Origin of the sequence: Rhodococcus sp. A14, assembly GCF_011603105.1 — a bacterium.
GTDB lineage: Bacteria > Actinomycetota > Actinomycetes > Mycobacteriales > Mycobacteriaceae > Rhodococcus_F > Rhodococcus_F opacus.
In genome coordinates this window covers 74163-100194 of record NZ_JAAOQS010000022.1, presented here as the reverse complement: position 1 = coordinate 100194, position 26032 = coordinate 74163, and the positions used below count along the sequence as shown (strand labels likewise).

The window sequence follows — 26032 nt, the reverse complement described above, 5'->3', positions numbered from 1 at the left end:
GCGCTTGCCGCCCTCGGCCGTTTCCGGAATAGGGCGAAGTGGTTGAATGTTGCAATAGGTTCATGCAAACGCATGGAGTTCTGGCGCGAGAGGAACAGCTATGCAGTTCGGAATCTTCACCGTCGGCGACGTGACCCCCGATCCCACCACCGGCCGCACCCCCACCGAGCACGAACGCATCAAGGCGATGACGACCATCGCAAAGCATGCCGAGGACGTCGGGCTCGACGTGTTCGCCACCGGCGAGCATCACAACCCGCCGTTCGTGCCGTCCTCCCCGACCACGATGCTCGGCTACCTCGCAGCGCAGACCGAGAAGATCATCCTGTCGACGTCCACGACGCTGATCACCACCAACGACCCGGTGAAGATCGCCGAGGACTACGCGATGCTGCAGCACCTCGCGGACGGCCGGGTGGATCTCATGATGGGTCGCGGAAACATGGCCCCCGTCTACCCGTGGTTCGGACAGGACATCCGCCAGGGAATTCCGCTGGCGCTCGAGCACTACCGGCTGCTGCGCCGGCTGTGGGACGAGGACGTCGTGGACTGGCAGGGACAGTTCCGCACCCCGCTGCAGGGCTTCACGTCGACCCCGCGTCCGCTCGACGGCATCCCGCCCTTCGTGTGGCACGGCTCGATCCGCAGCCCGGAGATCGCCGAGATCGCGGCGTTCCACGGTGACGGCTTCTTCGCCAACAACATCTTCTGGCCCAAGGAGCACTACATCGCCCTGATCAACCTCTACCGCGAACGGTACGAGCACTACGGTCACGGCCGCGCGGATCAGGCGATCGTCGGACTGGGCGGGCAGGTGTTCATGCGCAGGAACGCCAAGGACGCCGTCGACGAGTTCCGGCCCTACTTCGACAACGCACCCGTCTACGGCCACGGGCCGAGCCTCGAGGACTTCACCGATCAGACCCCGCTCACCGTCGGCACACCGGAACAGGTGATCGAGAAGACCCTGACGTTCGCCGACTTCTTCGGCGACTACCAGCGGCAGTTGTTCCTCGTCGACCATGCGGGGCTTCCCCTGAAGGCGGTGCTGGAGCAGCTGGATCTGCTCGGCGGCGAGGTCGTGCCCATGTTGCGCAAGGAGTTCGCCGCCCGGCGACCTGCGGGCGTGCCGGACAACCCGCCGACGCACGCGTCGATGAAGGCCGATCGCGAGCCGGTCGATGCCGCCCGTCAGTAGGACCGAACGAGCGGCCGAGGCGTGGGAGGCTCTCTTCCGCGCCCAGGTCGCGGTGATGCGCAACCTCGCCGCCGACGACGTGTGGGACGAACTGAGCATGCGCGAATACGACGTGCTGTTCACCCTCGCCCGGGCACCCGGACACAGACTGCGCCTGCACGATCTCAACCGGGAGATCCTGCTCAGCCAACCGTCGCTGAGCCGGCTCGTCGAGCGGCTGTCCGGCTCTGGATTCGTCACGCGGGAGTGCGATCCCGGCGACCGTCGGGGAACCGTCGTCGCCCTGACGGACGAGGGTGCGCGCGTGCAGAAGTCCGTCGGACGCAGGCACGCGGCGAGCATCCGGCGGCACGTCGGCGCGGCACTGTCCGACGACGAACTCGACACACTCACCGAACTCTGCGCGAAACTGCGCGGCGCACAGGACTGACGGAAGGCACGATGGAGCAGTGAGCAATCTGGAGACGAATTCGGTGGAAGAGCGGTGCGAGTCGCACCCCGACGGCGGGGGCATCCAGGTGCTCGGTTCGCGCGAGGTCCCGCTCGGTGGTCCCCGCGCGATGCCGGTCCGGCGCACTCTCCCACAGCGCGAACGGTCGCTGATCGGAGCCTGGTGCTTCGCCGACCACTACGGTCCGGACGACGTCGGGAACACGGGCGGGATGAACGTGCCACCACACCCGCACACGGGGCTGCAGACGGTGAGCTGGCTGTTCACCGGCGAGATCGAACACCGCGACAGCATCGGTTCGCACGCGATGGTGCGTCCCGGCGAACTCAACCTGATGACCGCGGGTCGGGGGATCGCGCACTCCGAGGTCTCGACACCGCAGACGCGCATCCTGCACGGCGCGCAGCTGTGGGTGGCGTTGCCGGCGTCGGCGCAGGACGCGGATCCGGCGTTCGAGACGTACGCACCCGACCCGGTCGAACTGGACGGCGCGACGGTGCGGGTGTTCCTCGGGAGCACGGCGGGCTCCACGTCACCGGTCCGCACGTTCACGCCGCTGCTCGGCGCCGAGATCCTCCTGGAGCCGGGTGCGGACGTCACCCTCGACATCCAGCGCGGCTTCGAGGTCGGGGTGCTCGTCGACGAGGGTGAGGTGCAGCTGCGCGGGACCACACTGCGGTGGGCGGAACTCGGCTATCAGCCGCCCGGGGAATCGCTGGTGGCGTTGCGCAACACGGGCGGGACCCGGGCCCGGCTGCTGCTGCTCGGTGGTGAGCCGCTGGGCGAGCAGGTGATCATGTGGTGGAACTTCCTCGGCCGTAGCCACGAGGACATCGTCGGCTACCGCCGCGAGTGGCAGTCCGAGCTCCGGGGCGCGGCGCCCGCCGACCCCCGGTTCGGCACGGTCGAGGGTTACGACGGCGATCCGCTGCCCGCACCCGAACTGCCGAACAGCCGGCTGAAACCGCGCGGCTGACACGTCTGAGGATCAGAAGCTGGTCATCGACGTGTTGGCGCCGCAGAGCACCACACAGAGCGGCTTGTCGTCGGCGGGGGCGAGCTGTCCGGTGACGATCGCGGCGAGCGCCGCGGCGGTGCCGTGCTCGACGACGATCCGGAACTCCTCCCACAGCAGCGTTCGCGCGTCGATGAGGGCGTCGTCGTCGACGATCAGGCTGGACACGGGCCGCGACCGGACGGTGTCCCAGGCGATGGAACCGATCTTGGTGGCGCCGAGGGAATCGCCGGCGATGCTGTCGATGTCGATGTCCACGGGCTGCCGGGCGGCGACCGCGGAGTGCAGCGTCGCCGCTCCGCTCGGTTCCACGCCGTAGATGCTGTCGTCCTCGCCGCTGCCTGCGACGACACCGGAGAGCAGTCCGCCGCCGCCGACGGCAATCACGTAGGACAGCGGCTCGGCGACGTCGTCCTGGATCTCGAGTGCGATGGTGCCTGCCCCGGCGACGATGTCGGGGAGATCGTAGGCGTGCAGGGCGAGGGCGTTCGACGACGTCGCGAGTTCGTCCGCGTACTCGGCCGCCTCGGCGTATCGAGCACCGACCTTGCGCACGTCCGCGCCGAGCGCGATCAGCTTGTCGATCTTGACGTCGGGTGCCGTGACGGGGACGACCACCGTGCACTTCACGCCCCGCAGCCGCGACGCCCAGGCCGCTCCGATCGCGGCGTTCCCGCCGGACGCGATGACGACGCCCGCGTCGTCGAGCCGCCCGTCCTCCTCCGCGTGGAGCAGAGCGTTGAGGCTGCCCCGCACCTTGAACGAGCCTCCGTACTGCAGGAACTCGAGTTTGAAGATCACCGGTACGGGGCCGTGCACGGTGGGGACGGTGGCACGGAACGTGGGTGTCCGGCGGATCAGGCCGGTGATGCGCTCACGCGCCCTGTCCACGGATGCGCGATCGACGGAGTGAGCCATGGTCCCATCGTTCCATCCCGTGCGGCCGCGACTACCGCGGCTGCTTGACCGTCGCCGTGCCCTGGGCGGCGGCGCACAGTACCTCCGAGCCGTCGTCCTGCACCGCGTAGATGTCGCACCGGCACAACGCCTGGCGCCGGGTCGAGGCGTCGGCTCGGGCGTCCGCCCGCAGCAGCACGCCCTGTGCGGGACGGAGGTAGGTGATCGTGAAGCCCGCGGTCATGATGTTCGCGCCGAGCACGGTGCCTGCGGCGAATGTCAGAGCGTTGTCGGCGGCATACGACAGGACGCCGCCGTGCACGAAGCCGTTCTGTTGCCGGAGTTCGTCCCGGACGGGGATCTCGAGGGTGGCGCCGCCCTCCCCGAACTGCGTCATGCGGGCGCCGACCAGCATGCTGAACGGCTGGGCCGCCAGTACGGCCTGCGCGGTGTCGGCGGTGAGGGCGACGTCCACTGTCATGCCTCTACTCCTGGATCCGTAGCGAGTTCCACGCGGCGCGCGCCAGTTCGGGCGCCACCGCGGTGGGGTCGGTGGTCATGGCGCCCGCGAGCCACTGGCGGGAGTACTCCTGAGCCGGGCCCAGCCACAACGCGTAGAGCACGTCGAAGTCGAACCGGCGGACCGTTCCGTAGTGTTCGTGGACCCGCCACCAGTGGGTGACGTCGCGGAAGAACGCCGCATTGGTGGAATCGGCCCGCTCGTCGACGCCCGGGGGCCGGGGCGCGGCGAGGATGGTGGCCCGCTGCGGGTTGCCGGACACCCACTGCAGGTGGCGGACCACGGCGCCTTCCACCCCGGACCGGGCGTCGGCGCATTCCGAGAGCGCGGCCCGGAATCCGTCCTGATAGTCGGCGAGCGCGCGTAACCAGACCTGGAGGTACAGCACTTCCTTGTTCGGGAAGTGGTGGTAGACGGCTCCCACGCTGACACCGGCCTCGTGCCGGATGTCGGCAAGCCGGGTCGCGAGGACGCCGCGGCGGGCGAAATGTCCCTCCGCCGCGTCCAGCAACAGACTTTGAATCGGCACATACCGAATATAGTTCGGTCATGGCAACGGGGGAAGGCGAGTTCGCAGGATTACGGCGATGGGCGACGTCGTTCCTGGGACGATGAGGACGTGCGCATCCCGCGACAGCCCCGACGGATCACGCCCCGAACGGGTCGCCTGGTGTCCCCGCCGCCTCGCCCGCTCCGCCGCCCGGGTCCGGCACCCACGCAACTCCACGAGTTCGAGGCCGCCGGCCTCCTCGACGGACTCAGCGGATCGGATCGCTCTGCGCGCATGGGGGTGCTGAACACCCTGATCGAGGACGGGGTGTCGATCGACGAACTCCGCGTCGCGTCGCGGGACAATCGCCTCGCGCACCTGCTGCTCGAGCACGCGCTGGCGCCGAAGGGCCGGTACGGCATCGACGAGATCTCCCGGAAGACCGGCGTCACCGTGGAGGACACCCGGCGGTGGTTCCGGGCGATCGGCCGGGGTGCGTCGGAGGACGGGACGTTCTACGACGACGGCGACCTCGACCTCGCGCGCGGACTCAAGCAGTACCGGGACCTGGGGCTCGACGAGAGCGGAATCTTCGCGGCCGCGCGGGTCCTCGGCCGCAACCTCTGGACGGTCGCCGACGCCGCGGACGCGCTCCTGCAGGAGCGACTCGAGGCGACGCGCGATCACCCCGAGGTGGCCCTGCGGTACGCGGTGGAGGTGCGTCGCATCGCGGATTTCGAGGCGCAGATCCTGGCTCACCTCATCGCCACCACTCTGCGCCACCAGTTGCGGTCCGATGCGGTGGGCATCGCCAGGGACTCGAACATGCAGGTTCGCGGTGCGCAGGAGATCGGCGTCTGTTTCGCCGACCTCGTCGGATTCACGCTGCTCGGTGAGCAGGTGGCGCCCGCCGATCTGGGGCGGGTGGCCGAGCGGCTCGACGGGCTGGCCACCGATCTGGCGCTCGCGCCGGTGCGTCTGGTGAAGACGATCGGGGACGCCGTCATGTTGGTCTCGCCCGATCCCAACGCGCTGGCGTACTCCGCGCTCGACCTCGTGCAGGCCGCGCGCACCGAGGGGCTTCCGCCGTTGCGGGCCGGGATCGCCTGGGGCACGGCGGTGCCCAGTGCGGGCGACTGGTTCGGCAGGCCCGTCAACATGGCCAGTCGCGTCGTCGCGGTCGCACCGTCCCACGAGGTGGTCGTAACCGGTGAGTTCTACGACGAACTCGACACCGACGAGTTCTGGGGCGAACCGGCGGGCAGTCACCGGCTCAAGGGAATCGATGCGCCCCAGGAGCTCTTCGGGATCGGCCGCCGGTACGTCGCCTGAGCGGCGCGGCTTCGAAAACGTGTCGTACCCTCGCGATACCGTGATGGCACAGCTCACAGAAGTAGATCGAGTGAGGCGCATCATGACCGGCGATTCGGGTGCAGACTGGCATTTCTACGCGGTGGTCGAAACCGCGGTGGACGGTGGTCACACGCTCGCCGCGTTCGGGCCGCGACCGACGGCGCTCGACGCCCTCCGGCTGGCCGTGCATTCGGTCAACCACACCGCGTATTCGGTTCTGGAACAGGGGATCGCGGGCGATCCGCGTGCCGAGGCGAGTGTCGTCGAGCGGTTGCCGATCACGTCGTTCACCATCAGGCGGCACCGCCGCAGCACGAGCGAGCTCGATGCCCGCTGGATGCTGAACGGCGGCAGGCATCACCGGTAGGGCTACCGCGGTTCTGTCGTGAGGTAGTACTCGAGCACGGGCCCGACCCAGCGCATCAGCTGTTCGTGTGTCATGTCCGCCACGGGCGGGACCCGGAGTATGTAGCGGGAGAAGGCGAGTCCGAGGACCTGCGACCCGACGAGGGCCGCACGTTCGTCCGCGCGATCCGCCGCGACCACGGCGAGCGCGGGCGCCACCTGGCGGGCGAAGACCTGCAACATCGCCTCGGCGGCCCGCGGGCTGGTCGCCGCCGCGCGGAGGAGGGGGAGGAACGCACCGTCGTTCTCCCACACCGCGAAGAAGCGCGGCATCAGCACGCTCGCGAGGTCCTCGACGGGAATGTTGTGGAGGTCGGGCAGGTGCAGATCGAATTCGGCGGCCTCGGCGAACAGCGATTCCTTGGTGCTGAAGTACCGGACCACCAGTGCGGGGTCGACGCCCACATCCGACGCGACGGCGCGCATCGTCGTGCGTTCGTAGCCGTCGGTGCCGAACCGGGCGCGGGCGGCGTCGAGTATCGCGGCGCGGGTGGCGACGGCGGAGCGGGCGCGACGTTCGGGCATTCCACAAGTGTAAGTCAACAGCTGTTGACCTGGCGTGGGGATGCGCCTACCGTGGAAGTCAACAGATGTTGACTTGATGGACCATCTTTCGATCGGAGGCAGCGTCATGAAGCACATCGACGTGGTGGTGATCGGCGCGGGACCCACGGGATGCATGCTCGCGGGCGAGTTGGCGACGGCGGGCCGATCGGTGACGGTGCTGGACAAGCGCGCCGCGCCGTCCACCCTCAGTCGCGCATTCGGCGTCCACGCCCGCACCCTCGAACTGCTCGACGCCCGCGGCCTCGCCGACCGCCTCGTGGCCACCGGCGCCGCCTCACCCGGTCTGAAGTTGTGGCGCGGTGCGGCGCTGAATCTCGGGCGTCTGCGGTCCCGGTTCCCGTTCGTCCTCGTCACCCCGCAACGGAACGTCGACGCCCTTCTGGAGGAGCACGCTCGGGACTGCGGCGCCGACATCATCCGTGGGTTCACCGTGACCGGGGTGGAGCAGGACGGAAACGGCGTCCGCGTTCACGGCCGCGACGTTTCAGGACGCGAGAGTACGTTCCACGCGACATATGCGGTCGGTGCGGACGGCGCGCACAGCGCGGTCCGGACGATGATCGGGCAACCGTTCCCCGGCAAGGCCGTGCTGCGGTCGATCATGCTCGCCGACGTCGAACTCGAGAACCCACCGGACAATCTCGTGACCGTCAATGCCGTCCGAGACGGATTCGCGTTCATCGCGCCGTACGGCGACAACCTGTTTCGGGTGATCGCCTGGAACCGGCGCCATCAGGTGGACGACACCGCGCCCGTGGACCGGGAGGAACTGCGCAGCACCATCGAAGTCGCGATGGGCACGGACTACGGTCTCGGCGACGTGCGCTGGCAGTCGCGATTCCACAGCGACGAACGGCAGGTCCCGCAGTATCGGACGGGCCGGGTGTTTCTCGCCGGCGATGCAGCCCACGTGCATTCGCCCGCAGGTGGGCAGGGCATGAACACCGGCATCCAGGACGCCGTCAATCTCGGCTGGAAACTCGCGGCCGTCCTGGACGGCGCGGACGACGCGGTGCTCGACACCTACCACGCCGAGCGGCACCCGGTCGGCCGGCTGGTTCTGCGGTCGAGCGGTGCCACGATGCGCATGATGATCATCCGGCCGTGGATCCTGCGGAAGCTCCGGAACGGGGCAGTGGCGGCGCTTCTCTCCTTCCCGCCGATCGGCGACGCGGTCGCCCGGATGTTCTCGGGCATCGGAATCGGGTACGGCCACGACGCCGGCGAGAGCACCCTGGTCGGCCGACGCGCCGAAGACCTGCCCACCGACGCCGGGCGGCTGTACGAGGTGATGCGCTCGGGCGGTTTCGTCCTGGTCACCGAGCCCGGGGCTCCTGTCCCCGGCGATGTCCACGCGGTGCCCCGGACCGACGGCGGACCCGCACTGCTCGTACGCCCCGACGGCTACATCGCCTGGGCGGGCGACAGTAGGTCCGGCCTGTGGCGGGGCGTCCTGGAACGGTGGACGGCCCGCACGTCGACCGGTGCCCGGCCGGTCAGCCGGTGACGTCCGAACGGCTGTTGAACGCCTGCGCTCGCAGATCCCGGGCGAGATGATCCCGTTGCTCGAGCACCAGCCGTCGTAGCGCGGCGGGCGCGTCGGCGTTGGTGGCGAGCCATCCGTCCGCCGCGTCGAGTGTCGTCTCGGACGGGAACAGCCCGACCACGATCCGCCGCGCGATTTCGATACTGCGCTCCTCCCACACCGGGCGGATCGAGGCGAAGTAGCCGGCGGCGTACCCCTCGACGAGGTCGTGCCGGGCGCCTGCGCGGAACCCGGCGATGACCGCGCCGAGATGTTCGTTGGACAGGGTGCGGTCGTGGAAGATCGATTCCCAGGCCTTCGCCTTCACGTCCGGGTCCGGTCGCGAGAACTTCGCTCGCAGGTACGCGGTGCGGCCGGAACCGGTGTCGTCGCGGCGCAGCTCACCGTCGAGGTCGGCGTCGTCGGCGTGTCCGGTGGCGGCGAGCGCGCCCCAGAACCCCCAGCGCAGATCCGGGTCGAGCGCCAGCCCGGTCGGCACCGGCCCGCCGGCCTCGAGGATCGACCGGATGTCGGCCGCGCGACTGCCGTCCATCGCAGCGGCGCCGGCAACCGCACGTGCCCAGGCGAGTTGGCTTCCCGAAGCCGGCGGGGCGTTCCACAACGCACGCCAGGTGTGCTCGAGCCAGTCGAGGCGAGCGGTGTCGCGCGAGGGCTCGGGGAGGAAGTGCTCGATCGCGTACGGGGCGTTGGCCAGCACGGAGGTGAGGAGGGTCAGGTGTGACTCCGCCGGTGAGAACCTCCGGGCCATCGACAGATAGCGCATGGCGCCCAGATCGCTGTCGCGGGTCGCATTCCACAGCGACGACCAGATCAGGCCCCGCACCAGCGGGTCCCGCAGCCGGTCGAGCGAGGTCTCGACGGTGGTCAGCGATCGGTCGTCCAGCCGCACCTTCGCGTACGTCAGGTCGGCGTCGTTGAGCAACACGAGCGGCGCGTCGGCGAGATCGATCGGGGTGCGGGCGTCGGCGAGGTCGACCTCGACCCGCTGCACGCACACGAGGTCGCCGGTCCCGTCGAAGTCGTAGCGCCCGACGCCGAGCCGGTGCGGACGCGGATCGGTCTGCACGATCGCGGCACGCCCGTCGGCGTCCCGCTGCAGGCTCAGTGCGGACACGCCGGTGGTCTGCAACCAGGCGCGCGCCCAGCTCGTCAGGTCCCGGCCCGACGTGGCCGACAGTTCCGTCAGCAGATCCTTCAGGGTGGTGTTTCCGAAGGCGTGGGCGCGGAAGTAGCGGCGCGCCCCCTCGAAGAACGCGTCACGCCCGGCGTACGCGACGAGTTGCTTGAGGACGCTGGCGCCCTTCGCGTACGTGATGCCGTCGAAGTTCAGTTTCGCGGCCTCGAGGTCGACGATGTCCGCGACGATCGGATGCGTCGTCGGCAACTGGTCCTGCAGGTACGCCCACGCCTTGCGGCGGTTGGCGAACGCCACCCACGCGTCGGTCCACCGGGTGGCCTCCGCGTTGGCCAGTGCGCCCATGTAGTCGGCGAACGATTCCTTGAGCCACAGGTCGTCCCACCACACCATCGTGACGAGGTCGCCGAACCACATGTGGGCCATCTCGTGCAGGATCGTGTTCGCCCGGCCCTCGTACTGGGAGTCGGTGGCGGCGCCGCGGAACACGTACGCCTCGGTGAACGTCACGCAGCCGGGGTTCTCCATGGCGCCGAGGTTGTACTCGGGGACGAACACCTGGTCGTACTTGCCGAACGGGTAGGGGTAGTCGAAACCGTCCGTGAAGAATCCCAGCCCCTGCCGGGTGATCTCGAAGATCGTGTCGGCGTCGAGGTATTGCGCGAGCGAGGCCCGGCAGAGGACGCCCAGCGGGATCGTGAGGTCGCCGCCGCACCACTCCGAGTCGGCCCGGTGGTAGGGCCCGGCCACGACTGCGGTGATGTAGGTGGAGATCGGCAGTGTCGGCGCGAACGTGACCACCTGGCCGCCGGTGGTGTCTTCCCGTTCGGCGATCTGCTGGTTGGAGACCACCTCCCACTGCCGCGGCGCGGTGACGACGAACGTGAACGGCGCCTTCAGGTCCGGCTGTTCGAAGCACGCGAACACCCGCCGCGCGTCCGCCGGTTCGTACTGCGTGTAGAGGTACGTCTGCCCGTCCGCCGGGTCGAGGAACCGGTGCAGACCCTCGCCGGAACGGCTGTACTCGCCCCGGGCGGCGACGATCACGACGTTGGATTCACGCAGTCCGGTCAACGCGATGCGGGCGCCGTCGTAGTCGACGGGGACGTCGTCGCCGTTGACCGTCACCGACTCCACATCGGCGCCGAGGAAGTCGAGCCAGGTCGTGGACGTGCGGGCGGTGAACTCGACGGTCGTGGTGGTCGCGAACGTCGCGACCTCCGGGTCGACGGCGCCGAGTACGTCCAGTTCCACCCGATAGCCGAGAACGTCGATCACACGGGAACGTTCGGCGGTTTCGGCTCGGGTCAGGTTAGCGGTGCTCACGCGTCGATCCTGCCAGCCCGGCCCACCGGCCGTGCCGCTACCGGTTGCTCAGGACGGAGCCGACTCCGGCCGCGACGACGAGCGCGATCGCGGCCAGCGACTGCAGTCCGAGGACCTGCCCGAGCACGATCACCCCGGCAAGGGTCGCGGCCGCCGGTTCCAGCGCGATGAGCACGGCGAACACCTTCTTGCTCATCACCTGCAGCGCCCGTAGCTCGAGCGAGTACGGAATCACCGAGGACAGCAGGGCCACCGCCGCACCGACGGCAAGGATTCGGGGGTCGAACAGTGCGGTGCCGCCGGACACCGCGCCGAGCGGAAGCGTCAGGGCCGCCGCGACGATGCTCGCCCCGGCGAGGCCGTCCGCGCTCCGAACCGTGGCCGCGAGGTTCGAGCCGGCGACGATGTAACCGGCCCATGCCGCGCCTGCGGTGAGCGCGAAACACACCCCCACGAGGTCGAGGGACGCGGTGCCCGAGTTCTCGCGCAGGCCGAGCATGACCACGCCGGTCAGCGCCGCCAGTACCCACACACCGTCCCGCAGTCTTCGCGACAGCACGGCGGCGAGGGTGAGCGGACCCAGGAATTCGATGGTGACGGCGGTGCCGAGGGGCAGCCGCGCGAGGGCCTCGTAGAACGCCGAATTCATCACGGCGAGCGCCACTCCGAGTGCGAGGATGCCCTCGCGCTGCGTTCGTGTCCACCGTCGCCACCGCGGCCGCACGATCACCCCGAGGATGATCGCCGCGATCGTCAGTCGCAGCGACACCGCGCCACTGGCGCCCACCTCCTCGAACAGGGTGCTCGCGAAGGCGGCGCCGAACTGGACGGACAGCACCGATCCGAGGACCGAGACGACGGGAAGAAGCTGACTGCGCGGCTCCGCTGTCACCGGTGTGCGATGCCCGGGTTCACTGGCCGGTGAAGTTCGGGCTGCGGCGATCGAGCATCGCACCGACCGCCTCGTGATGGTCCGCGGTGTGATGGGCGAGCGACTGCATGGCGGCCGACAGTTCGAGGAGGCTCTCGAGGCTCTGGTGACGGCCTTCGCGGAGCAGTTTCTTGGTCATCCGCAGCACCTGCGGCGGGTTGACCGCCACCCGGTCGGCGAGCGCCCGTGCCGCGCCGAGGAGTTCCTCGGGTTCGGTGATCTGCGAGACGAGTCCCCACTCCAGGGCTTTCGCGGCGTCGATCGCGTCGCCGGTGAACGCCATCTCGCTTGCCCGCGCCATCCCGACGGCCTGCGGCAGGAACCAGGCGCCGCCGTCGCCGGGGACGAGTCCGACCTTGACGAAGCTCTCCGCGAACACGGCGGCCGTGGACGCGATCCGCATGTCGCACATCAGCGACAGGTCGCATCCGGCGCCGATCGCGGGTCCGTTGACGGCGGCGATGGTCGGCACCTCGCAGTGGTAGAGGGCGAGCGGGATGCGCTGGATGCCGTGCCGGTAACCCTGCCGCAGGTCGGCGGGGGAGCCGCCGAACATTCCCGCGCGGTCGCGCATGTGCTTGACGTTGCCGCCGGAGGAGAACGCCGAACCCGCACCCGTGACGATCGCGACGCGCACACTGGGATCACCGTTGACCTGGGCCACCGCATTCTCGAGCGCCTCGATCACGTCCGGCTCGGAGATCGGGTTGCGCGCCTCCGGACGGTTGAGCGTCCAGGTGACGATGTCGCCTTCGCGGGTGGTGAGCACGGCGTCGGTCATGGACGACTCCCTCGGGTGTGAGCGCGGATTCGAGACCGTCCCAGTCTGTCATTGCGCTCAGATGCCGGTGCGCCGTACCAGTGCGTCGGTGGCGGACGGCGCGAACGTGCCGAGCACCCGGAACAGTTCGGCGTAACTGGGGAGCAGTTCGATCGGGCGGGTACGCACGGCGGTCACGAACCATTCCGCCGCCTGCTCGGGCGTCAGGGCCGCCATCGCGTCGTAGTCCGTGGTGGGCGCGATCATCGGCGTCCGGACCAAGGGAAAGTCCAGGGTGGTCACGGAGATTCCGCGGTCGCGCACTTCGGCGCCGAGGCTTCGGCCGAACGCGCCGACGGCCGCCTTGGACGCGTGGTAGGCGGAGAACTTGGGCATGACGCCGGCGGGCACGCCCCACGTCGCGACGTTGATGATGTGGCCCTTGCGACGCTCGATCATCGACGGGAGCAACGCGAGGGTCAGTCGCGTCGAGCCGAAGTAGTTGACGGCCATGGTGCGTTCGAAGTCGTGGAAGCGGTCCAGCGAGTCCTCGACCGTCCGCCGGATCGACCGTCCGGCGTTGTTGACGAGAACGTCGACGGGGCCGATCTCCCCGAGCACCTGCGCGACGAGGGCGTCGACGGACTCCGGGTCCGTGAGGTCGCAGGGTACGGCGTGCGCGTCGCAACCGGACCGCAGGATGTCGTCGCGCACGGACTCGAGGGCGTCGGAGCCGCGGGCCACGAGGACGACCTCCGCGCCGAGGTCGGCGAGCCGGCGTGCGGCCGCTTCACCGACCCCCGAGGAACCGCCGGTGACGAGGATCCGCTTCCCGGCGATGCGGTGGCCGGTTCCCGGTACGACTCGGGCGGCCACTGCGCGCGGGGAGGGCAGTGGGTTGAGCGCGGCACGGGTGAGCAACTGTCGTATCACCTGACCAGCGTGGCAGCTCGCCGGACGATCCGCAGGCAAATAACAATCAATCGTGCTTGCTTTTTTATTGGGTCGGTGTGATGCTGGTCGCATGGCTGAACTGCAGAGGTTCATCGATGACTTGTGCGCCGAGAGCGATTCGCTGGATGCCCTGGTCGCCGACCTCCCCGACTCCCGCTGGGCCGATCCGACACCGGCCGAGGGCTGGACCATCGCCCACCAGATCGGACATCTGCTGTGGACCGACGAGGCCGCCCTCCTGGCGATCACCGACCCCGACGGCTTCACCGAGCAACTGACGGTGGCCGCCTCGAACCCCGCCGGCTTCGTCGACGCCGGCGCCGAGGAGCACGCCCGCAGGGAACCGACGGAACTGCTCGCCGCCTGGCGCTCGGCCCGGGCTCGACTCGCGGAGGCCCTCCTGGCGGTGCCGCCGGGACAGAAGATCCTCTGGTACGGCCCGCCGATGAAGGCGGCCTCGATGGCCACCGCCCGATTGATGGAGACGTGGGCGCACGGCCAGGACGTCGCCGACGCGCTCTCGGTGCCGCGCACACCCACCGAGCGGTTGAAGAGCATCGCCCACCTCGGTGTCCGCACCCGCGACTTCGCCTACGCCGTCAACGAACTCGCCCCACCCGCGGAGGAGTTCCGCGTCGAACTGAGCGCCCCCGACGGAGTGTCCCTCTGGACGTGGGGCCCCGAGGACGCCGCGCAGAAGGTCACCGGACCCGCCGAGGACTTCTGCCTCCTCGTCACCCAGCGCGCGAACCGAGCCGATCTCGCCCTCGAGGCTACCGGCGCGGATGCGGACGCGTGGCTGAACATCGCTCAGGCCTTCGCCGGCCCCGCGGGCGGCGGCCGTGAGGCGGGAACCCGATGACCGTGCGGATCGGCAACTGCTCCGGCTTCTACGGCGACCGGCTGTCGGCGATGCGCGAGATGCTCGAGGGCGGCGAACTCGACTATCTGACCGGCGACTACCTCGCCGAACTCACCATGCTGATCCTCGGCCGCGACCGCATGAAGGACCCGAACCGCGGCTACGCGAAGACGTTCCTCCGTCAGGCGGAGGACTGCCTCGGGCTGGCCCTGGACAAGGGTGTCCGCATCGTCGCCAACGCCGGCGGGCTCAACCCGGCCGGTCTCGCGGACGCGTTGCGGGAGGTGAACGACAAGCTGGGGCTGCAGGCGACGGTCGCCCACGTCGAAGGCGACGACCTGATCGGCCGGGCCGCCGAACTGGGGCTGGGCAGCCCGCTGACCGCCAACGCCTACCTCGGCGCGTGGGGCATCGTCGACTGCCTGAACGCCGGCGCCGGCGTCGTCGTCACCGGGCGTGTCACCGACGCGTCCGTGATCGTGGGCCCGGCGGCCGCACACTTCGGCTGGCGGCGAGACGCTTTCGACCAGCTCGCCGGCGCCGTGGTGGCCGGGCACGTCATCGAGTGCGGCACCCAGGCGACGGGCGGCAACTACGCGTTCTTCACCGAGATCGGCGACCTCGACCGTCCCGGATTCCCGATCGCCGAGATCGACTCGGACGGATCGTCCGTCATCACCAAGCACCCCGGGACCGGTGGCGCCGTGAACGTCGGCACCGTCACCGCGCAGTTGCTGTACGAGATCACCGGTGGCCGCTACGCCGGTCCCGACGTGACCGCGCGAATCGATTCCGCCGCACTGTCGCAGGACGGCCCCGACCGGGTGCGCATCAGTGGCGTCGTCGGCGAGGCGCCGCCGCCGCAGCTCAAGGTGTCGCTGAACACGCTCGCGGGTTTCCGCAACGAGGCCGTGTTCGTCCTCACCGGCCTCGACATCGAGGCCAAGGCGGCCCTGGTGAAGCGGCAGCTCGAGGGGTGGCTTCCCACCCGGCCGGCCGAACTCGACTGGTCACTCGCCCGCACCGATCACCCGGACGCCGACACCGAGGAGGCCGCGAGCGCGCTGCTGCGCTGCGTGGTCCGGGATTCGGACGCCAACGCAGTCGGGCGCGCATTCTCCTCCGTCGCAGTCGAAATGGCACTGGCGAGCTACCCCGGCTTCACGCTGACGGCGCCACCCGGGCAGGGTCAGCCCTACGGCGTGTTCACCCCGGGATACGTGTACGCCAAGGAGGTGCCGCACGTCGCGGTGCTGCCGGACGGAACGCGCGTCGACATCGAACCCGCCACCGACGTCCGGGAACTCGAGGACGTCGCCGAGCCCGCGCTCCCGGAGCCGCGGGGCACCGAACCCACAGTGCGGGTGGCGCTCGGGACCATCGCCGGAGCGCGCAGCGGTGACAAGGGCGGCAACGCGAACGTCGGTGTGTGGGTGCGCACCGACGAGCAGTGGCGGTGGCTGGCCCACGCGCTGACCGTCGACGAACTGAAGCGCCTTCTCCCGGAGGCCGCCGACCTCACCGTCACGAGATATGTGCTGCCGAAACTGCGCGCCGTCAACTTCGTGATCGAGGGAATCCTCGGGCAGGGCGTCGCGTCCCAGGCCCGGTTCGACCCGCAGGCCAAGGGTCTCGGCGAATGGCTGAGATCCCGGCACGTCGACATACCGGAAGCACTCCTTCCCGAAGGGACAACGTTGTGAGCGTGTGGGATTCACCCGAGCGGCAGGAACTGCGCAAGACGGTGCGCAGCTTCGTCGAACGACAGATACTGCCGCACCTGGACGAGTGGGAACGCGACGGCGAACTGCCCCGCGCGCTGCACCGGGAGGCCGCCGAGCTGGGTCTGCTCGGCGCCGGCTTCCCCGAATCCGTCGGGGGCGAGGGCGGAGACCTCGTCGACGCGGTGCTGATCTGCGAGGAATTCCACCAGGCAGGTGCATCGGGTGGCGCGTTCGCTTCCCTGTTCACGTCGGGAATCGCGCTGCCGCACCTCGCGGCGGCCGGTGACCCGGAGCAGATCGAGAAGTGGGTCCGCCCCACCCTGCGCGGCGAGCTCATCGGCTCGCTCGCCATCACCGAACCCGGCGGCGGTTCCGACGTCGGGCATCTGCGGACCACGGCGGTCCGCGACGGCGACCACTACGTCGTCAACGGATCCAAGACGTTCATCACGTCCGCTGTCCGGGCCGACTTCGTGGTCACCGCAGTCCGCACCGGCGGTCCCGGCGCGTCCGGGGTCTCCCTGCTCGTGATCGAGAAGGGCACATCGGGATTCGAGGTGGCCCGCAAACTCGACAAGATGGGCTGGCGTGCGTCGGACACGGCCGAGTTGTCGTTCGTCGACGCCCGGGTGCCCGCCGCCAATCTTGTCGGCGAGGAGAACAGCGGGTTCGCGCAGATCGCCCAGGCGTTTCTCACCGAGCGCATCGCCCTCGCCGCGCAGGCCTATTCGAGCGCGCAACGGTGCCTCGACCTCACGCTGCAGTGGGTGCGCGACCGCGAGACGTTCGGCCGTCCGCTGATCAGCAGGCAGTCGGTGCAGAACACGGTCACGGAGATGGCGCGCAAGACCGACGTGGCCCGCGTCTACACCAGAGCGCTGGTGGAGCGTTCGCTCGTGTCGAACGAGGACTTCATCGCGGAGGTCTGCTTCGCGAAGAACACCGCCGTCGAGTCGGGCGAATGGGTGGCCAACCAGGCCGTCCAGCTGTTCGGCGGCCTCGGCTACATGCGGGAGAGCGAAGTGGAACGGCAGTACCGCGACATGCGCATCCTCGGGATCGGTGGCGGTACCACCGAGATCCTGACGGGGCTCGCGGCCAAGCGATTGGGGTATCGGTCATGACCACGTTGAAGTCCACGCTGGACACGAGTTCCGAAGAGTATGCCGCGGCGGCGAAGGCCATGACGGACAAGCTCGCCGAGATCGACACCGAGCACGCCAAGGCGCTCGCGGGCGGCGGCGAGAAGTACACCGAGCGGCACAAGAAGCGCGGCAAGCTGCTCGCCCGGGAGCGAATCGAACTGCTCCTCGACCCCGACTCGCCGTTCCTCGAACTGTGCCCGCTCGCGGCGTGGGGCAGCGACTTCCCGGTCGGCGCCAGCACCGTCGTCGGCATCGGTGTGGTGGAAGGCGTCGAGTGCCTGATCGTCGCCAACGACCCGACTGTCCGCGGCGGCACCAGCAATCCGTGGACGTTGCGGAAGGGATTCCGCGCCAACGACATCGCCCGGCAGAACCGGCTCCCCGTCATCTCCCTCGTGGAATCCGGCGGCGCGGACCTTCCCACTCAGAAGGAAGTGTTCATACCCGGTGGCCGCATGTTCCGCGACCTCACCCAGCTCTCCGCCGCGGGTATCCCGACCATCGCCCTCGTCTTCGGCAATTCGACGGCGGGCGGCGCGTACATCCCCGGCATGTCCGATCACGTCGTCATGATCAAGGAACGATCCAAGGTGTTCCTCGCCGGACCGCCCCTCGTGAAGATGGCCACCGGTGAGGAATCCGACGACGAAACCCTCGGCGGCGCCGAGATGCATGCCCGCAAGTCCGGCCTCGCCGACTACTTCGCGGTCGACGAGCAGGACGCCATCCGGATCGGCCGCAGCATCGTCAAGCGCCTGAACTGGAAGAAGCAGGGTCCCGCGCCCCGGGCCGAGGTCATCGAACCGCTCGCGGACCCCGAGGAACTGCTCGGCATCGTCCCCGCCGACCTCAAGATCCCGTTCGATCCCCGCGAGGTGATCGCCCGCATCGTCGACGGCTCCGATTTCGACGAGTTCAAGCCGATGTACGGATCGTCACTCGTCACGGGCTGGGCCGAGCTGCACGGATACCCGGTGGGCATCCTCGCCAACGCGCGCGGCGTGCTCTTCAGCGAGGAATCGCAGAAGGCGACCCAGTTCATCCAGCTGGCCAACCGATCGCACACCCCACTGTTGTTCCTGCACAACACGACCGGATACATGGTGGGCAGGGAGTACGAGGAGGGCGGGATAATCAAGCACGGTTCGATGATGATCAACGCCGTATCCAACTCCACCGTCCCGCACATCTCGATCCTGCTCGGCGCGTCCTACGGCGCCGGTCACTACGGCATGTGCGGACGCGCGTTCGACCCGCGATTCCTGTTCGCCTGGCCCAGTTCCAAATCCGCGGTCATGGGCGGGGCGCAGCTGGCCGGTGTCATCTCCATCGTCAGCCGCGCCTCCGCCGAGGCCCGCGGGCGGGCGTTCGACGAAGAGGCCGACGCAGGCATGCGCGCCATGATCGAGAACCAGATCGAGGCGGAATCCGTGCCGATGTTCCTGTCCGGTCGCCTCTACGACGACGGCGTGATCGACCCGCGCGACACCCGAACCGTGGTGGGAATGTGCCTGTCGGCCATTGCCAACGCCCCGATCGAAGGCGCCGAGAACTTCGGCGTCTTCCGGATGTGAGGCCCGACATGATCCAGTCCGTACTGGTTGCCAATCGTGGTGAGATCGCCCGCCGCATCTTCGCCACCTGCCGCCGCGCAGGCATCGGGACCGTCGCCGTGTTCTCGGATGCCGACGCCCTCAGCCCGCACGTCGCCGAGGCCGACACCGCGGTCCGGTTGCCGGGCAACAGTCCTGCCGACACGTACCTGCGCGGTGACCTCGTCATCGAGGCGGCACTGCTCGCCGGCGCCGATGCCATCCACCCCGGCTACGGGTTCCTCTCCGAGAATGCGGACTTCGCGCGCGCCGTCCACGACGCGGGGCTGACGTGGATCGGGCCGCCCGCGCCCGCCATCGAGATGATGGGTTCGAAGGTGGAGTCCAAGAAGATGATGGCCGCCGCCGGAGTCCCGGTGCTGGCCGAACTCGACCCGGGTGCCGTCACCGAAGCGGACCTGCCGGTACTCGTCAAGGCGTCCGCAGGCGGCGGCGGACGCGGCATGCGCGTCGTGCGTGAGCTCGCGGACCTTCCGGAACAGCTGGAAGGCGCCCGCCGCGAAGCGCAGTCGGCGTTCGGCGACCCGACCGTGTTCTGCGAGCGCTACCTGGAAACGGGCAGGCACATCGAGGTCCAGGTGATGGCCGACCGGCAGGGAACCGTCTGGGCGGTGGGGGAGCGTGAATGCTCCATCCAGCGGCGGCACCAGAAGGTGGTGGAAGAGGCGCCGTCACCGTTGGTCGAAGCCGTCCCCGGGATGCGCGAGCGACTGTTCGAGGCCGCCCGGCTCGCGGCGAAGGCCATCGACTACGAGGGCGCGGGAACGGTCGAGTTCCTCGCTTCCGGTCGAGCGGAGCGAGGGGGAGACGACCCGGACGCGGGCGAGTTCTATTTTCTCGAGATGAACACCCGGCTGCAGGTGGAACACCCGGTCACCGAATGCACCACCGGCCTCGACCTCGTCGAACTGCAGCTGCAGGTGGCGTCCGGGCAGGCGCTCGGCGCCGAATCGCCCGCCGTGTCCGGCCATTCCATCGAGGTCCGGCTGTACGCCGAGGATCCGGCGCAGAACTGGCAGCCGCAGAGCGGACCGGTCCACCGCCTGGACCTGCCCGGGAACGCGGTCGAATTCGACGTCCTGCGCTCCCCGGGGATCCGCCTCGACTCCGGTGTGGTCGACGGATCCACCGTCGGCGTGCACTACGACCCGATGCTCGCGAAAGTCATCTCGTTCGCGCCCACCCGCACGCAGGCGGCCACGCGGCTGGCCACGGCCCTGAGTCGTGCGCAGATCCACGGACTGCGCACCAACCGCGACCTCCTCGTCAACGTGCTCCGCCACCCGGCATTCCTTGCCGGCGACACGGACACCGCCTTCTTCGACACACACGGGCTGGACGTGCTGGCGCGCCCGCTGGCCTCGGCCGACACCGAGCGACTGTCGGCGCTGGCCGCCGCACTCGCGGACGCCGCGCACAACCGCGACGTCGCGACCGTGAACACCTCGCTGCCCAGCGGATGGCGGAACCTGGCGTCCGCGCCGCAGAGCAAGACGTTCACGGGAACCGACGGTGACATCGAGATCCGGTACCTGCTCACCCGGTACGGGCTGAAGGCCGAGGGCTTCGACGACGTCGCGCTCGTGTCGGCCACGGCGCGGCACGTCGCACTGGACGTCGCGGGGCTGCGCCGCTCGTTCGACGTGTCCCGGTACGGGGACGACGTGTTCGTCGACTCCGCCCTGGGCCCGGTGAGCCTGCACGCCGCACCTCGATTCACCGATCCGAGCGCCGTCGTCGCCGAGGGGTCGCTACTCGCGCCGATGCCGGGTTCCGTCATCCGCCTCGGCGCCGCGGCCGGCGACACCGTGACCGCCGGTCAGCCGATCGTGTGGCTCGAGGCGATGAAGATGGAACACACGATCAAGGCGCCGGCTTCCGGTGTCCTCACCGAACTTTCCGTGACCGCCGGTCAGCAGGTCGACGTGGGAACGGTCCTGGCAGTAGTCGAAGCAGCGCAGCCTGAAGGAGTGTCATGAGCTTCATCGAGACCGAAGAACAGAAGGAACTCCGCGCCTCCGTGTCGAGGCTCGGGGAGCGATTCAACTACGTCGACTACGTGCTGCCCCGGGCGCGGCGCAGTGAACCGCTGACCGAATTGTGGAACGAGGCGGGCAAACTCGGCTTCCTCGGCGTCAATCTCCCCGAGGAATACGGGGGCGGCGGCGCAGGCATCTACGAACTCGCCCTCGTCCAGGAAGAACTCGCGGCCCACGGCGCTGGCCTCCTGCTGGTGGTCGTGTCGCCGGCCATCTGCGGCACGATCATCGGCAAGTACGGCACCGAGGAGCAGAAACAGACCTGGCTCCCCGGCCTCGCCGACGGTTCGAAGATCATGGCGTTCGGCATCACCGAGGCCGACGCGGGTTCGAACTCGCACCAGATCACGACCACCGCGCGTCGGGTCCGGTCGAGCGAAGCGAGGGGTGATGGTCAAGCCGAGGACTGGCTGCTGTCGGGGAACAAGATCTACATCTCCGGGGTCGACCAGGCCGACGCCGTGCTGATCGTCGCGCGGACCGAGGACTCGAAGACCGGCAAGCTGAAACCTGCCCTGTTCATCGTCCCCACCGACACCGCGAACTTCGTGAAGACGCCGATGGAGATGGATATCGTCGAGCCCGACCACCAGTTCATGCTGTTCCTCGACGACGTCCGGCTACCCGCCGACGCCCTCGTCGGCGAGGCCGATGCGGCGTTGATGCAGCTGTTCGCGGGTCTCAACCCCGAACGCATCCTCGGCGCCGCCATGGCGATCGGCATGGGCCGCTACGCGCTGGGCGCCGCGGTGCGGTTCGCGAAGGAACGCACGGTGTGGAAGGAGCCGATCGGCGCGCACCAGGGCATCGCGCATCCGCTGGCGCAGATCAAGATCGAACTCGAACTCGCCAAGCTGATGATGCAGAAGGCGGCCGTCCTCTACGACAGCGGCGACGACTTCGGCGCCGCCGAGGCCGCCAACATGGCCAAGTACGCCGCCGCCGAGGCCAGCATCAAGGCACTCGACCAGGCCGTCCAGACACACGGCGGCGCAGGCCTGACCAAGGAATACGGTCTCGCGGCGATGCTCGGCGCGGCACGCATCGCACGAGTGGCCCCGGTGAGCCGGGAAATGATCCTCAACTTCGTCTCCCAACACTCGCTCGGGTTGCCGAAGTCGTACTGATGTCGAACGGACAGCACATGACCGACGTGGAAGCCGACCGGTACGTCCGGTACGAGGTGACCCGGGGGTTCGCCACCCTCACCCTCGATTCGCCCCACAACAGGAACGCGATCTCCGGCAGGCTCGTGGACGAACTGCTGCAGGGATTGCGGGACGCCGCCGCGGACAACGACGTCCGAGGCGTCGTCCTCACCCACACCGGCGGCACGTTCTGCGCCGGCGCGGATCTGAGTGAGACGTCCGGCGACGTCGGCTCGCGCACCCGGCAGATGGCCGACCTGCTGCGGGCCATCGTCGAGTTGCCCAAGCCGGTGATCGCCCGGATCGACGGTCACGTCAGGGCCGGGGGCATGGGCTTGGTCGGGGCCTGCGACATCGCCGTCGCCGGTCCGCGCAGCACGTTCGCGCTCACCGAGGTCCGGCTCGGACTCGCCGCGTCGATCATCTCGTTGACCGTGCTGCCCCGGATCGATTCGCGCGCCGCGAGCCGCTACCTCCTCACGGGCGAGAAGTTCGGTGCCCACGAGGCGGAGGCCATCGGGCTGATCAGCGAGTCCGCCGAGGATCCCGAGGACACCGTCGAGGAAGTGCTCGACCAGTTGCGGCAGGCGTCGCCGCAGGGCCTGGCCGAGTCGAAGACCCTGACGACGCGCAGTGTGCTCGCCGATTTCGACCGCTACACCGACGAGCTGACCGCCCAGTCGGCGAGGCTGTTCGAATCCGAGGAGGCGCGGGAAGGCATGATGGCGTTCCTGCAGAAGCGGCCGCCGAGATGGGCCTCCGGCCCCGTGCGTGGTTGACGAGTCTCAGGACTCGTCGAGCACTCACGGGCGCGCAGCGCGACGAGAGGAAGTGACACATGACCCGCGAACCGAAGCAGGACCGTAGCCGGGTCACGCGCGGGCATCTCCTCGAGGTCACCATCGACTGCCTCGCCGAGCTGGGCTGGGGTGCCACCACGGTGAGCCTCGTCGCCCAGCGCGCCGGGGTGTCCCGCGGCGCGACCCAGCACCACTTCCCGACCCGCGAGGACCTCATCACCGCAGCGCTCGAGGTCATGTTCGATGCCCGGATGGAGCAGGCCCGGCGCGAGGCCACCGACCTGCCGACCGGGGAGGGGCGCACCGAGGCCGTGGTGTCGCGGCTCGTCGACTACTACACGGGCACCCTGTTCAAGGCGGCGCTGCAGGTCTGGACGGCCGCGGCCGCCGACCCCGAACTCCGGGCCCGGATCGTGCCGCTCGAGGAACGGTTCGGGCGGATCGCGCACCGCACCGCCGTCGAACACTTCGGATTCGACGACGCCGATCCGGTGGCGCACCGGCTCGTCCAGGCCACCCTGGATCTCGCCCGCGGACTAGGCCTCGCCGACGTGCTCACGGACGACTCCAAACGACGAGCGGAGATCGTGCGGCAGTGGGCGGCGCAGCTGGATGCGGCGTTACCGTCCGGACAGCCGCGGAGCGGCCAGTCGGCACACCCGCGGAGCGGTCAGTCGGTACAGCCGCCGATGCTGGACGCGGCCGTTCTCGACTGACCGGGCAAAGAGCGCGGGGATCGGTAGAGTCACCGACCATGGGCCGGAAATGGGGAGCGCTCGTCCTGATCACCGTCGCCGCCGGTCTGGCCGGCTGCGGGGGAGACGGAGACGATTCCGGTACCGAGCCTGCCGCGCAGCAACTCCCGCAGGTGACCGATCCGGGCCCGTTCTTCGGTCAGTGCGGTTCGGTCACCGACGACGAGGTCGCGAAGGCGTTCGGGATGCCGCCCTTCACCGGCGTGACGCGAAATTCCGTCGGCTGCGAGTGGGAAACCGCAGGAATAGGCGGTCCCAGCGTGACGTTCTCCTGGTACCGCGGCAGTCCCATCGGCCGCGAGCGGGCAGGTTCCGAGCTGATCGGCAGGCCGGCCACCGACATCGACATCCAGGGGCACCCCGGATTCATCGCATCGTCCGAAGGAATTCTGTGTGAACTCGGCGTGGAGTTCGGGGGCGACTTCGTCCACTGGTCGGTGATGTACGCGGACGCGCAACCCGCGGCGGACCCGTGCACGGTGGCGCGCGATCTCGCCGAACTCAGCGTGTCGAGGGCCAAATGAGCGGGGGAGTGATGAACGGCGGGACGTGGCGTGCGGTTCGGGTGCTGGCCGCGGCCACCGCGGTCGGGCTGATCGCGGGGTGCGGGTCGACGATCGAGGGCTCACCCAGGGCAGAAGGGGCGTCCTCGTCCGGTGACACCGAACAGTTCACGGCCCTGCTGGAGGAGTGCAACGCCGTCGCCGACGAACAGATCGCCCAGACCGTCGGCGCCGACGCCATCGAACGGGGCTTCTTCGGCGCGATCTGCCGCTGGGACGCGGTCGGCGCCAACGGTCCCGTGAAGGTGACGTTCAACTGGTTCGAGACGGGTTCTCTCGACACGGAGAAGTCGACCGGCGAGAAGCTCGGCTACACGGTGGAGTCCTCCACCATCCAGGGGCGCAAGGCCGTCGTGATGCGTCCCCGCGGCGATCCGGGGGCGTGCGGAGTGACGGTCGGATCACCCTCCGCGGGCGTCGTCGGCTGGTGGGTACAGTTCCAGACGGGGGCGGCAGACCCGTGTGAAGCGGCATCGACGCTTGCGGATCTGACGCTCAATCTGAGTAGTTGATGTGCCCGTGTCCGTACCGACAGCTCCGAGCAGCACCCCACATCGCAGGTCAGCCCTTACCACTGCCAGCCCACTTTGACCTTCCGGCGCGCCGCCGGGTATCGTTGTGGGTCGTGTCCGGCATGCCCGGGCCGATCTGTGTGCCTAGCGAGGTATTGCCGTGCGCGCGTTCGTGCAGATTTCTGCATGGAACGAGCATCCGGCTGCCTGTGTGGGGGTATGCGACACACCCGACCTCGGGTGCAGCTCGAGGTGCGGGTGAGGGGCAGCAGCTCTCTTGCCCCAACTGCTAGATCCCTAATTTCAGAACAGCCAAGGTTGCTTGTCCAGAGCAGTCTGTTCAACACGAAGAAAGCCGGTAAATGCCAACCATCAACCAGCTGGTCCGCAAGGGCCGCCGCGACAAGACCGCGAAGGTCAAGACGGCAGCCCTCAAGGGCAGCCCGCAGCGTCGTGGCGTGTGCACCCGCGTGTACACCACCACCCCGAAGAAGCCGAACTCGGCGCTCCGTAAGGTCGCGCGTGTGCGCTTGACCAGCTCCGTCGAGGTCACCGCTTACATCCCGGGCGAGGGTCACAACCTGCAGGAGCACTCGATGGTGCTCGTCCGCGGTGGTCGTGTGAAGGACCTCCCCGGTGTGCGCTACAAGATCATCCGTGGCTCGCTCGACACCCAGGGTGTCAAGGGCCGCAAGCAGGCCCGCAGCCGCTACGGCGCCAAGAAGGAGAAGAGCTAATGCCACGTAAGGGCCCCGCTCCGAAGCGTCCGCTCATCAACGACCCGGTCTACGGTTCGCCCCTGGTGACGCAGCTCGTCAACAAGATTCTCCTGGACGGCAAGAAGTCCACCGCCGAGCGCATCGTCTACGAAGCACTCGAGCAGGCGCGCGAGAAGACCGGCACCGATCCGGTCGTCACTCTCAAGCGCGCACTGGACAACGTCAAGCCTGCCCTCGAGGTCCGCAGCCGCCGTGTCGGTGGCGCCACCTACCAGGTGCCGGTCGAGGTCCGTCCGGGCCGCTCCACCACCCTCGCGCTCCGCTGGCTCGTGACCTTCTCCCGGCAGCGCCGCGAGAAGACCATGGTCGAGCGTCTCGCCAACGAGCTCCTCGATGCCAGCAACGGCTTGGGTGCCGCTGTGAAGCGCCGTGAGGACACTCACAAGATGGCCGAAGCCAACAAGGCATTCGCCCACTACCGCTGGTGACGTCACGTCGGAGCAGTCACCTACCGTGACTGCTCCGGCGTAGTCGCACGTCGGGCCCTACCGGGGACCGGCTGATCTACAACTCGAGACAATGGCCCCGCTGGTGGAACACCGGG

General features: G+C 69.1%; 26 protein-coding genes. 18 read left to right on the top strand and 8 right to left on the bottom strand.

The genetic code is table 11. From position 1 onward, the window contains the following. The first annotated feature begins 100 nt into the window (after positions 1-100). From G9373_RS14650 to G9373_RS14640, 3 genes are read left to right on the top strand one after another with little or no spacing between them, the layout of a single operon-like run. Positions 101-1198 carry an LLM class flavin-dependent oxidoreductase gene (locus G9373_RS14650; RefSeq protein WP_167115569.1) on the top strand — a complete coding sequence of 366 codons (1098 nt, stop codon included), beginning with the start codon at positions 101-103 and terminating at the stop codon, positions 1196-1198. Then, a complete protein-coding gene (locus tag G9373_RS14645; protein WP_005574390.1) occupies positions 1182-1628 on the top strand; it encodes a MarR family transcriptional regulator in 447 nt (148 codons plus the stop codon). The genes G9373_RS14650 and G9373_RS14645 overlap by 17 nt, the downstream gene beginning before the upstream one ends. 19 nt (positions 1629-1647) lie before the next feature. Further along, positions 1648-2625, top strand: a complete 978-nt coding sequence (locus tag G9373_RS14640; RefSeq protein ID WP_005574392.1) for a pirin family protein — start codon at positions 1648-1650, stop codon at positions 2623-2625. A 12-nt stretch (positions 2626-2637) separates the two neighbouring features. On the opposite strand, the gene G9373_RS14635 is transcribed toward G9373_RS14640, so the two are convergent. From G9373_RS14635 to G9373_RS14625, 3 genes are read right to left on the bottom strand one after another with little or no spacing between them, the layout of a single operon-like run. Next, entirely contained in the window at positions 2638-3582 is a 945-nt protein-coding gene (locus G9373_RS14635; RefSeq protein WP_054245446.1) for a serine/threonine dehydratase, read from the bottom strand. A 31-nt stretch (positions 3583-3613) separates the two neighbouring features. Continuing rightward, the gene (locus G9373_RS14630; protein WP_005258207.1) at positions 3614-4042 is read right to left on the bottom strand and encodes a PaaI family thioesterase; all 429 of its coding nucleotides are present in this window, start codon (positions 4040-4042) and stop codon (positions 3614-3616) included. Positions 4043-4046: 4 nt separating this feature from the next. Continuing rightward, on the bottom strand, positions 4047-4610 hold the full coding sequence (locus G9373_RS14625) for a TetR/AcrR family transcriptional regulator (RefSeq protein ID WP_120660521.1): 564 nt from the start codon (positions 4608-4610) through the stop codon (positions 4047-4049). A gap of 90 nt (positions 4611-4700) precedes the next feature. Between G9373_RS14625 and G9373_RS14620 the strand changes: the two genes are divergently transcribed. Both G9373_RS14620 and G9373_RS14615 read left to right on the top strand, forming a co-directional pair. Next, positions 4701-5903: an adenylate/guanylate cyclase domain-containing protein gene (locus G9373_RS14620; RefSeq protein WP_043793831.1), complete on the top strand. Its 1203-nt coding sequence runs from the start codon at positions 4701-4703 to the stop codon at positions 5901-5903. Between the two features lie 82 nt (positions 5904-5985). Then, entirely contained in the window at positions 5986-6291 is a 306-nt protein-coding gene (locus G9373_RS14615) for a hypothetical protein (RefSeq protein ID WP_005258203.1), read from the top strand. A 2-nt stretch (positions 6292-6293) separates the two neighbouring features. On the opposite strand, the gene G9373_RS14610 is transcribed toward G9373_RS14615, so the two are convergent. Beyond that, a complete protein-coding gene (locus tag G9373_RS14610) occupies positions 6294-6854 on the bottom strand; it encodes a TetR family transcriptional regulator (protein WP_005258188.1) in 561 nt (186 codons plus the stop codon). A gap of 76 nt (positions 6855-6930) precedes the next feature. Between G9373_RS14610 and G9373_RS14605 the strand changes: the two genes are divergently transcribed. Continuing rightward, entirely contained in the window at positions 6931-8403 is a 1473-nt protein-coding gene (locus tag G9373_RS14605; RefSeq protein ID WP_133984962.1) for an FAD-dependent oxidoreductase, read from the top strand. Here the strand turns inward: G9373_RS14605 and pepN are convergent. From pepN to G9373_RS14585, 4 genes are read right to left on the bottom strand one after another with little or no spacing between them, the layout of a single operon-like run. Beyond that, positions 8393-10903, bottom strand: a complete 2511-nt coding sequence (pepN, locus tag G9373_RS14600) for an aminopeptidase N (RefSeq protein ID WP_133984960.1) — start codon at positions 10901-10903, stop codon at positions 8393-8395. The two genes, G9373_RS14605 and pepN, sit on opposite strands and share 11 nt — an antisense overlap. 37 nt (positions 10904-10940) lie before the next feature. Further along, entirely contained in the window at positions 10941-11795 is an 855-nt protein-coding gene (locus tag G9373_RS14595) for an EamA family transporter (RefSeq protein ID WP_133984958.1), read from the bottom strand. A gap of 19 nt (positions 11796-11814) precedes the next feature. Continuing rightward, positions 11815-12615: a crotonase/enoyl-CoA hydratase family protein gene (locus tag G9373_RS14590; protein ID WP_005258164.1), complete on the bottom strand. Its 801-nt coding sequence runs from the start codon at positions 12613-12615 to the stop codon at positions 11815-11817. A gap of 57 nt (positions 12616-12672) precedes the next feature. After that, entirely contained in the window at positions 12673-13641 is a 969-nt protein-coding gene (locus tag G9373_RS14585) for an SDR family oxidoreductase (protein WP_257237437.1), read from the bottom strand. On the opposite strand from G9373_RS14585, the gene G9373_RS14580 reads away from it, so the two are divergent. The 12 genes from G9373_RS14580 (at position 13619) to rpsG (ending at position 25916) form a co-directional block, all read left to right on the top strand. Beyond that, positions 13619-14410, top strand: a complete 792-nt coding sequence (locus tag G9373_RS14580; protein ID WP_005574412.1) for a TIGR03084 family metal-binding protein — start codon at positions 13619-13621, stop codon at positions 14408-14410. The genes G9373_RS14585 and G9373_RS14580 overlap by 23 nt on opposite strands. Beyond that, the gene (locus tag G9373_RS14575; protein ID WP_133984956.1) at positions 14407-16113 is read left to right on the top strand and encodes an acyclic terpene utilization AtuA family protein; all 1707 of its coding nucleotides are present in this window, start codon (positions 14407-14409) and stop codon (positions 16111-16113) included. Before G9373_RS14580 ends, G9373_RS14575 begins: the two co-directional genes overlap by 4 nt. Further along, positions 16110-17258, top strand: coding sequence for an acyl-CoA dehydrogenase family protein (locus G9373_RS14570; protein ID WP_133984954.1), 1149 nt, complete (start codon positions 16110-16112; stop codon positions 17256-17258). The genes G9373_RS14575 and G9373_RS14570 overlap by 4 nt, the downstream gene beginning before the upstream one ends. Further along, a complete protein-coding gene (locus G9373_RS14565; RefSeq protein WP_133984952.1) occupies positions 17255-18853 on the top strand; it encodes a carboxyl transferase domain-containing protein in 1599 nt (532 codons plus the stop codon). The genes G9373_RS14570 and G9373_RS14565 overlap by 4 nt, the downstream gene beginning before the upstream one ends. 8 nt (positions 18854-18861) lie before the next feature. After that, a complete protein-coding gene (locus tag G9373_RS14560; protein WP_133984950.1) occupies positions 18862-20871 on the top strand; it encodes a biotin carboxylase N-terminal domain-containing protein in 2010 nt (669 codons plus the stop codon). Beyond that, a complete protein-coding gene (locus G9373_RS14555; protein WP_133984948.1) occupies positions 20868-22058 on the top strand; it encodes an acyl-CoA dehydrogenase family protein in 1191 nt (396 codons plus the stop codon). The genes G9373_RS14560 and G9373_RS14555 overlap by 4 nt, the downstream gene beginning before the upstream one ends. After that, a complete protein-coding gene (locus tag G9373_RS14550) occupies positions 22058-22858 on the top strand; it encodes an enoyl-CoA hydratase family protein (RefSeq protein ID WP_120660523.1) in 801 nt (266 codons plus the stop codon). Before G9373_RS14555 ends, G9373_RS14550 begins: the two co-directional genes overlap by 1 nt. Before the next feature lie 59 nt (positions 22859-22917). Next, positions 22918-23595: a TetR/AcrR family transcriptional regulator gene (locus G9373_RS14545; RefSeq protein WP_005572736.1), complete on the top strand. Its 678-nt coding sequence runs from the start codon at positions 22918-22920 to the stop codon at positions 23593-23595. A 38-nt stretch (positions 23596-23633) separates the two neighbouring features. Beyond that, positions 23634-24158, top strand: a complete 525-nt coding sequence (locus G9373_RS14540; RefSeq protein WP_054245451.1) for a DUF3558 domain-containing protein — start codon at positions 23634-23636, stop codon at positions 24156-24158. Positions 24159-24169: 11 nt separating this feature from the next. Next, positions 24170-24709, top strand: coding sequence for a DUF3558 domain-containing protein (locus G9373_RS14535; protein WP_133986739.1), 540 nt, complete (start codon positions 24170-24172; stop codon positions 24707-24709). Between the two features lie 362 nt (positions 24710-25071). Then, a complete protein-coding gene (rpsL, locus tag G9373_RS14530) occupies positions 25072-25446 on the top strand; it encodes a 30S ribosomal protein S12 (protein ID WP_005252198.1) in 375 nt (124 codons plus the stop codon). Then, positions 25446-25916, top strand: a complete 471-nt coding sequence (rpsG, locus tag G9373_RS14525; RefSeq protein WP_005252199.1) for a 30S ribosomal protein S7 — start codon at positions 25446-25448, stop codon at positions 25914-25916. The genes rpsL and rpsG overlap by 1 nt, the downstream gene beginning before the upstream one ends. The last annotated feature ends 116 nt before the right edge of the window (positions 25917-26032 follow it).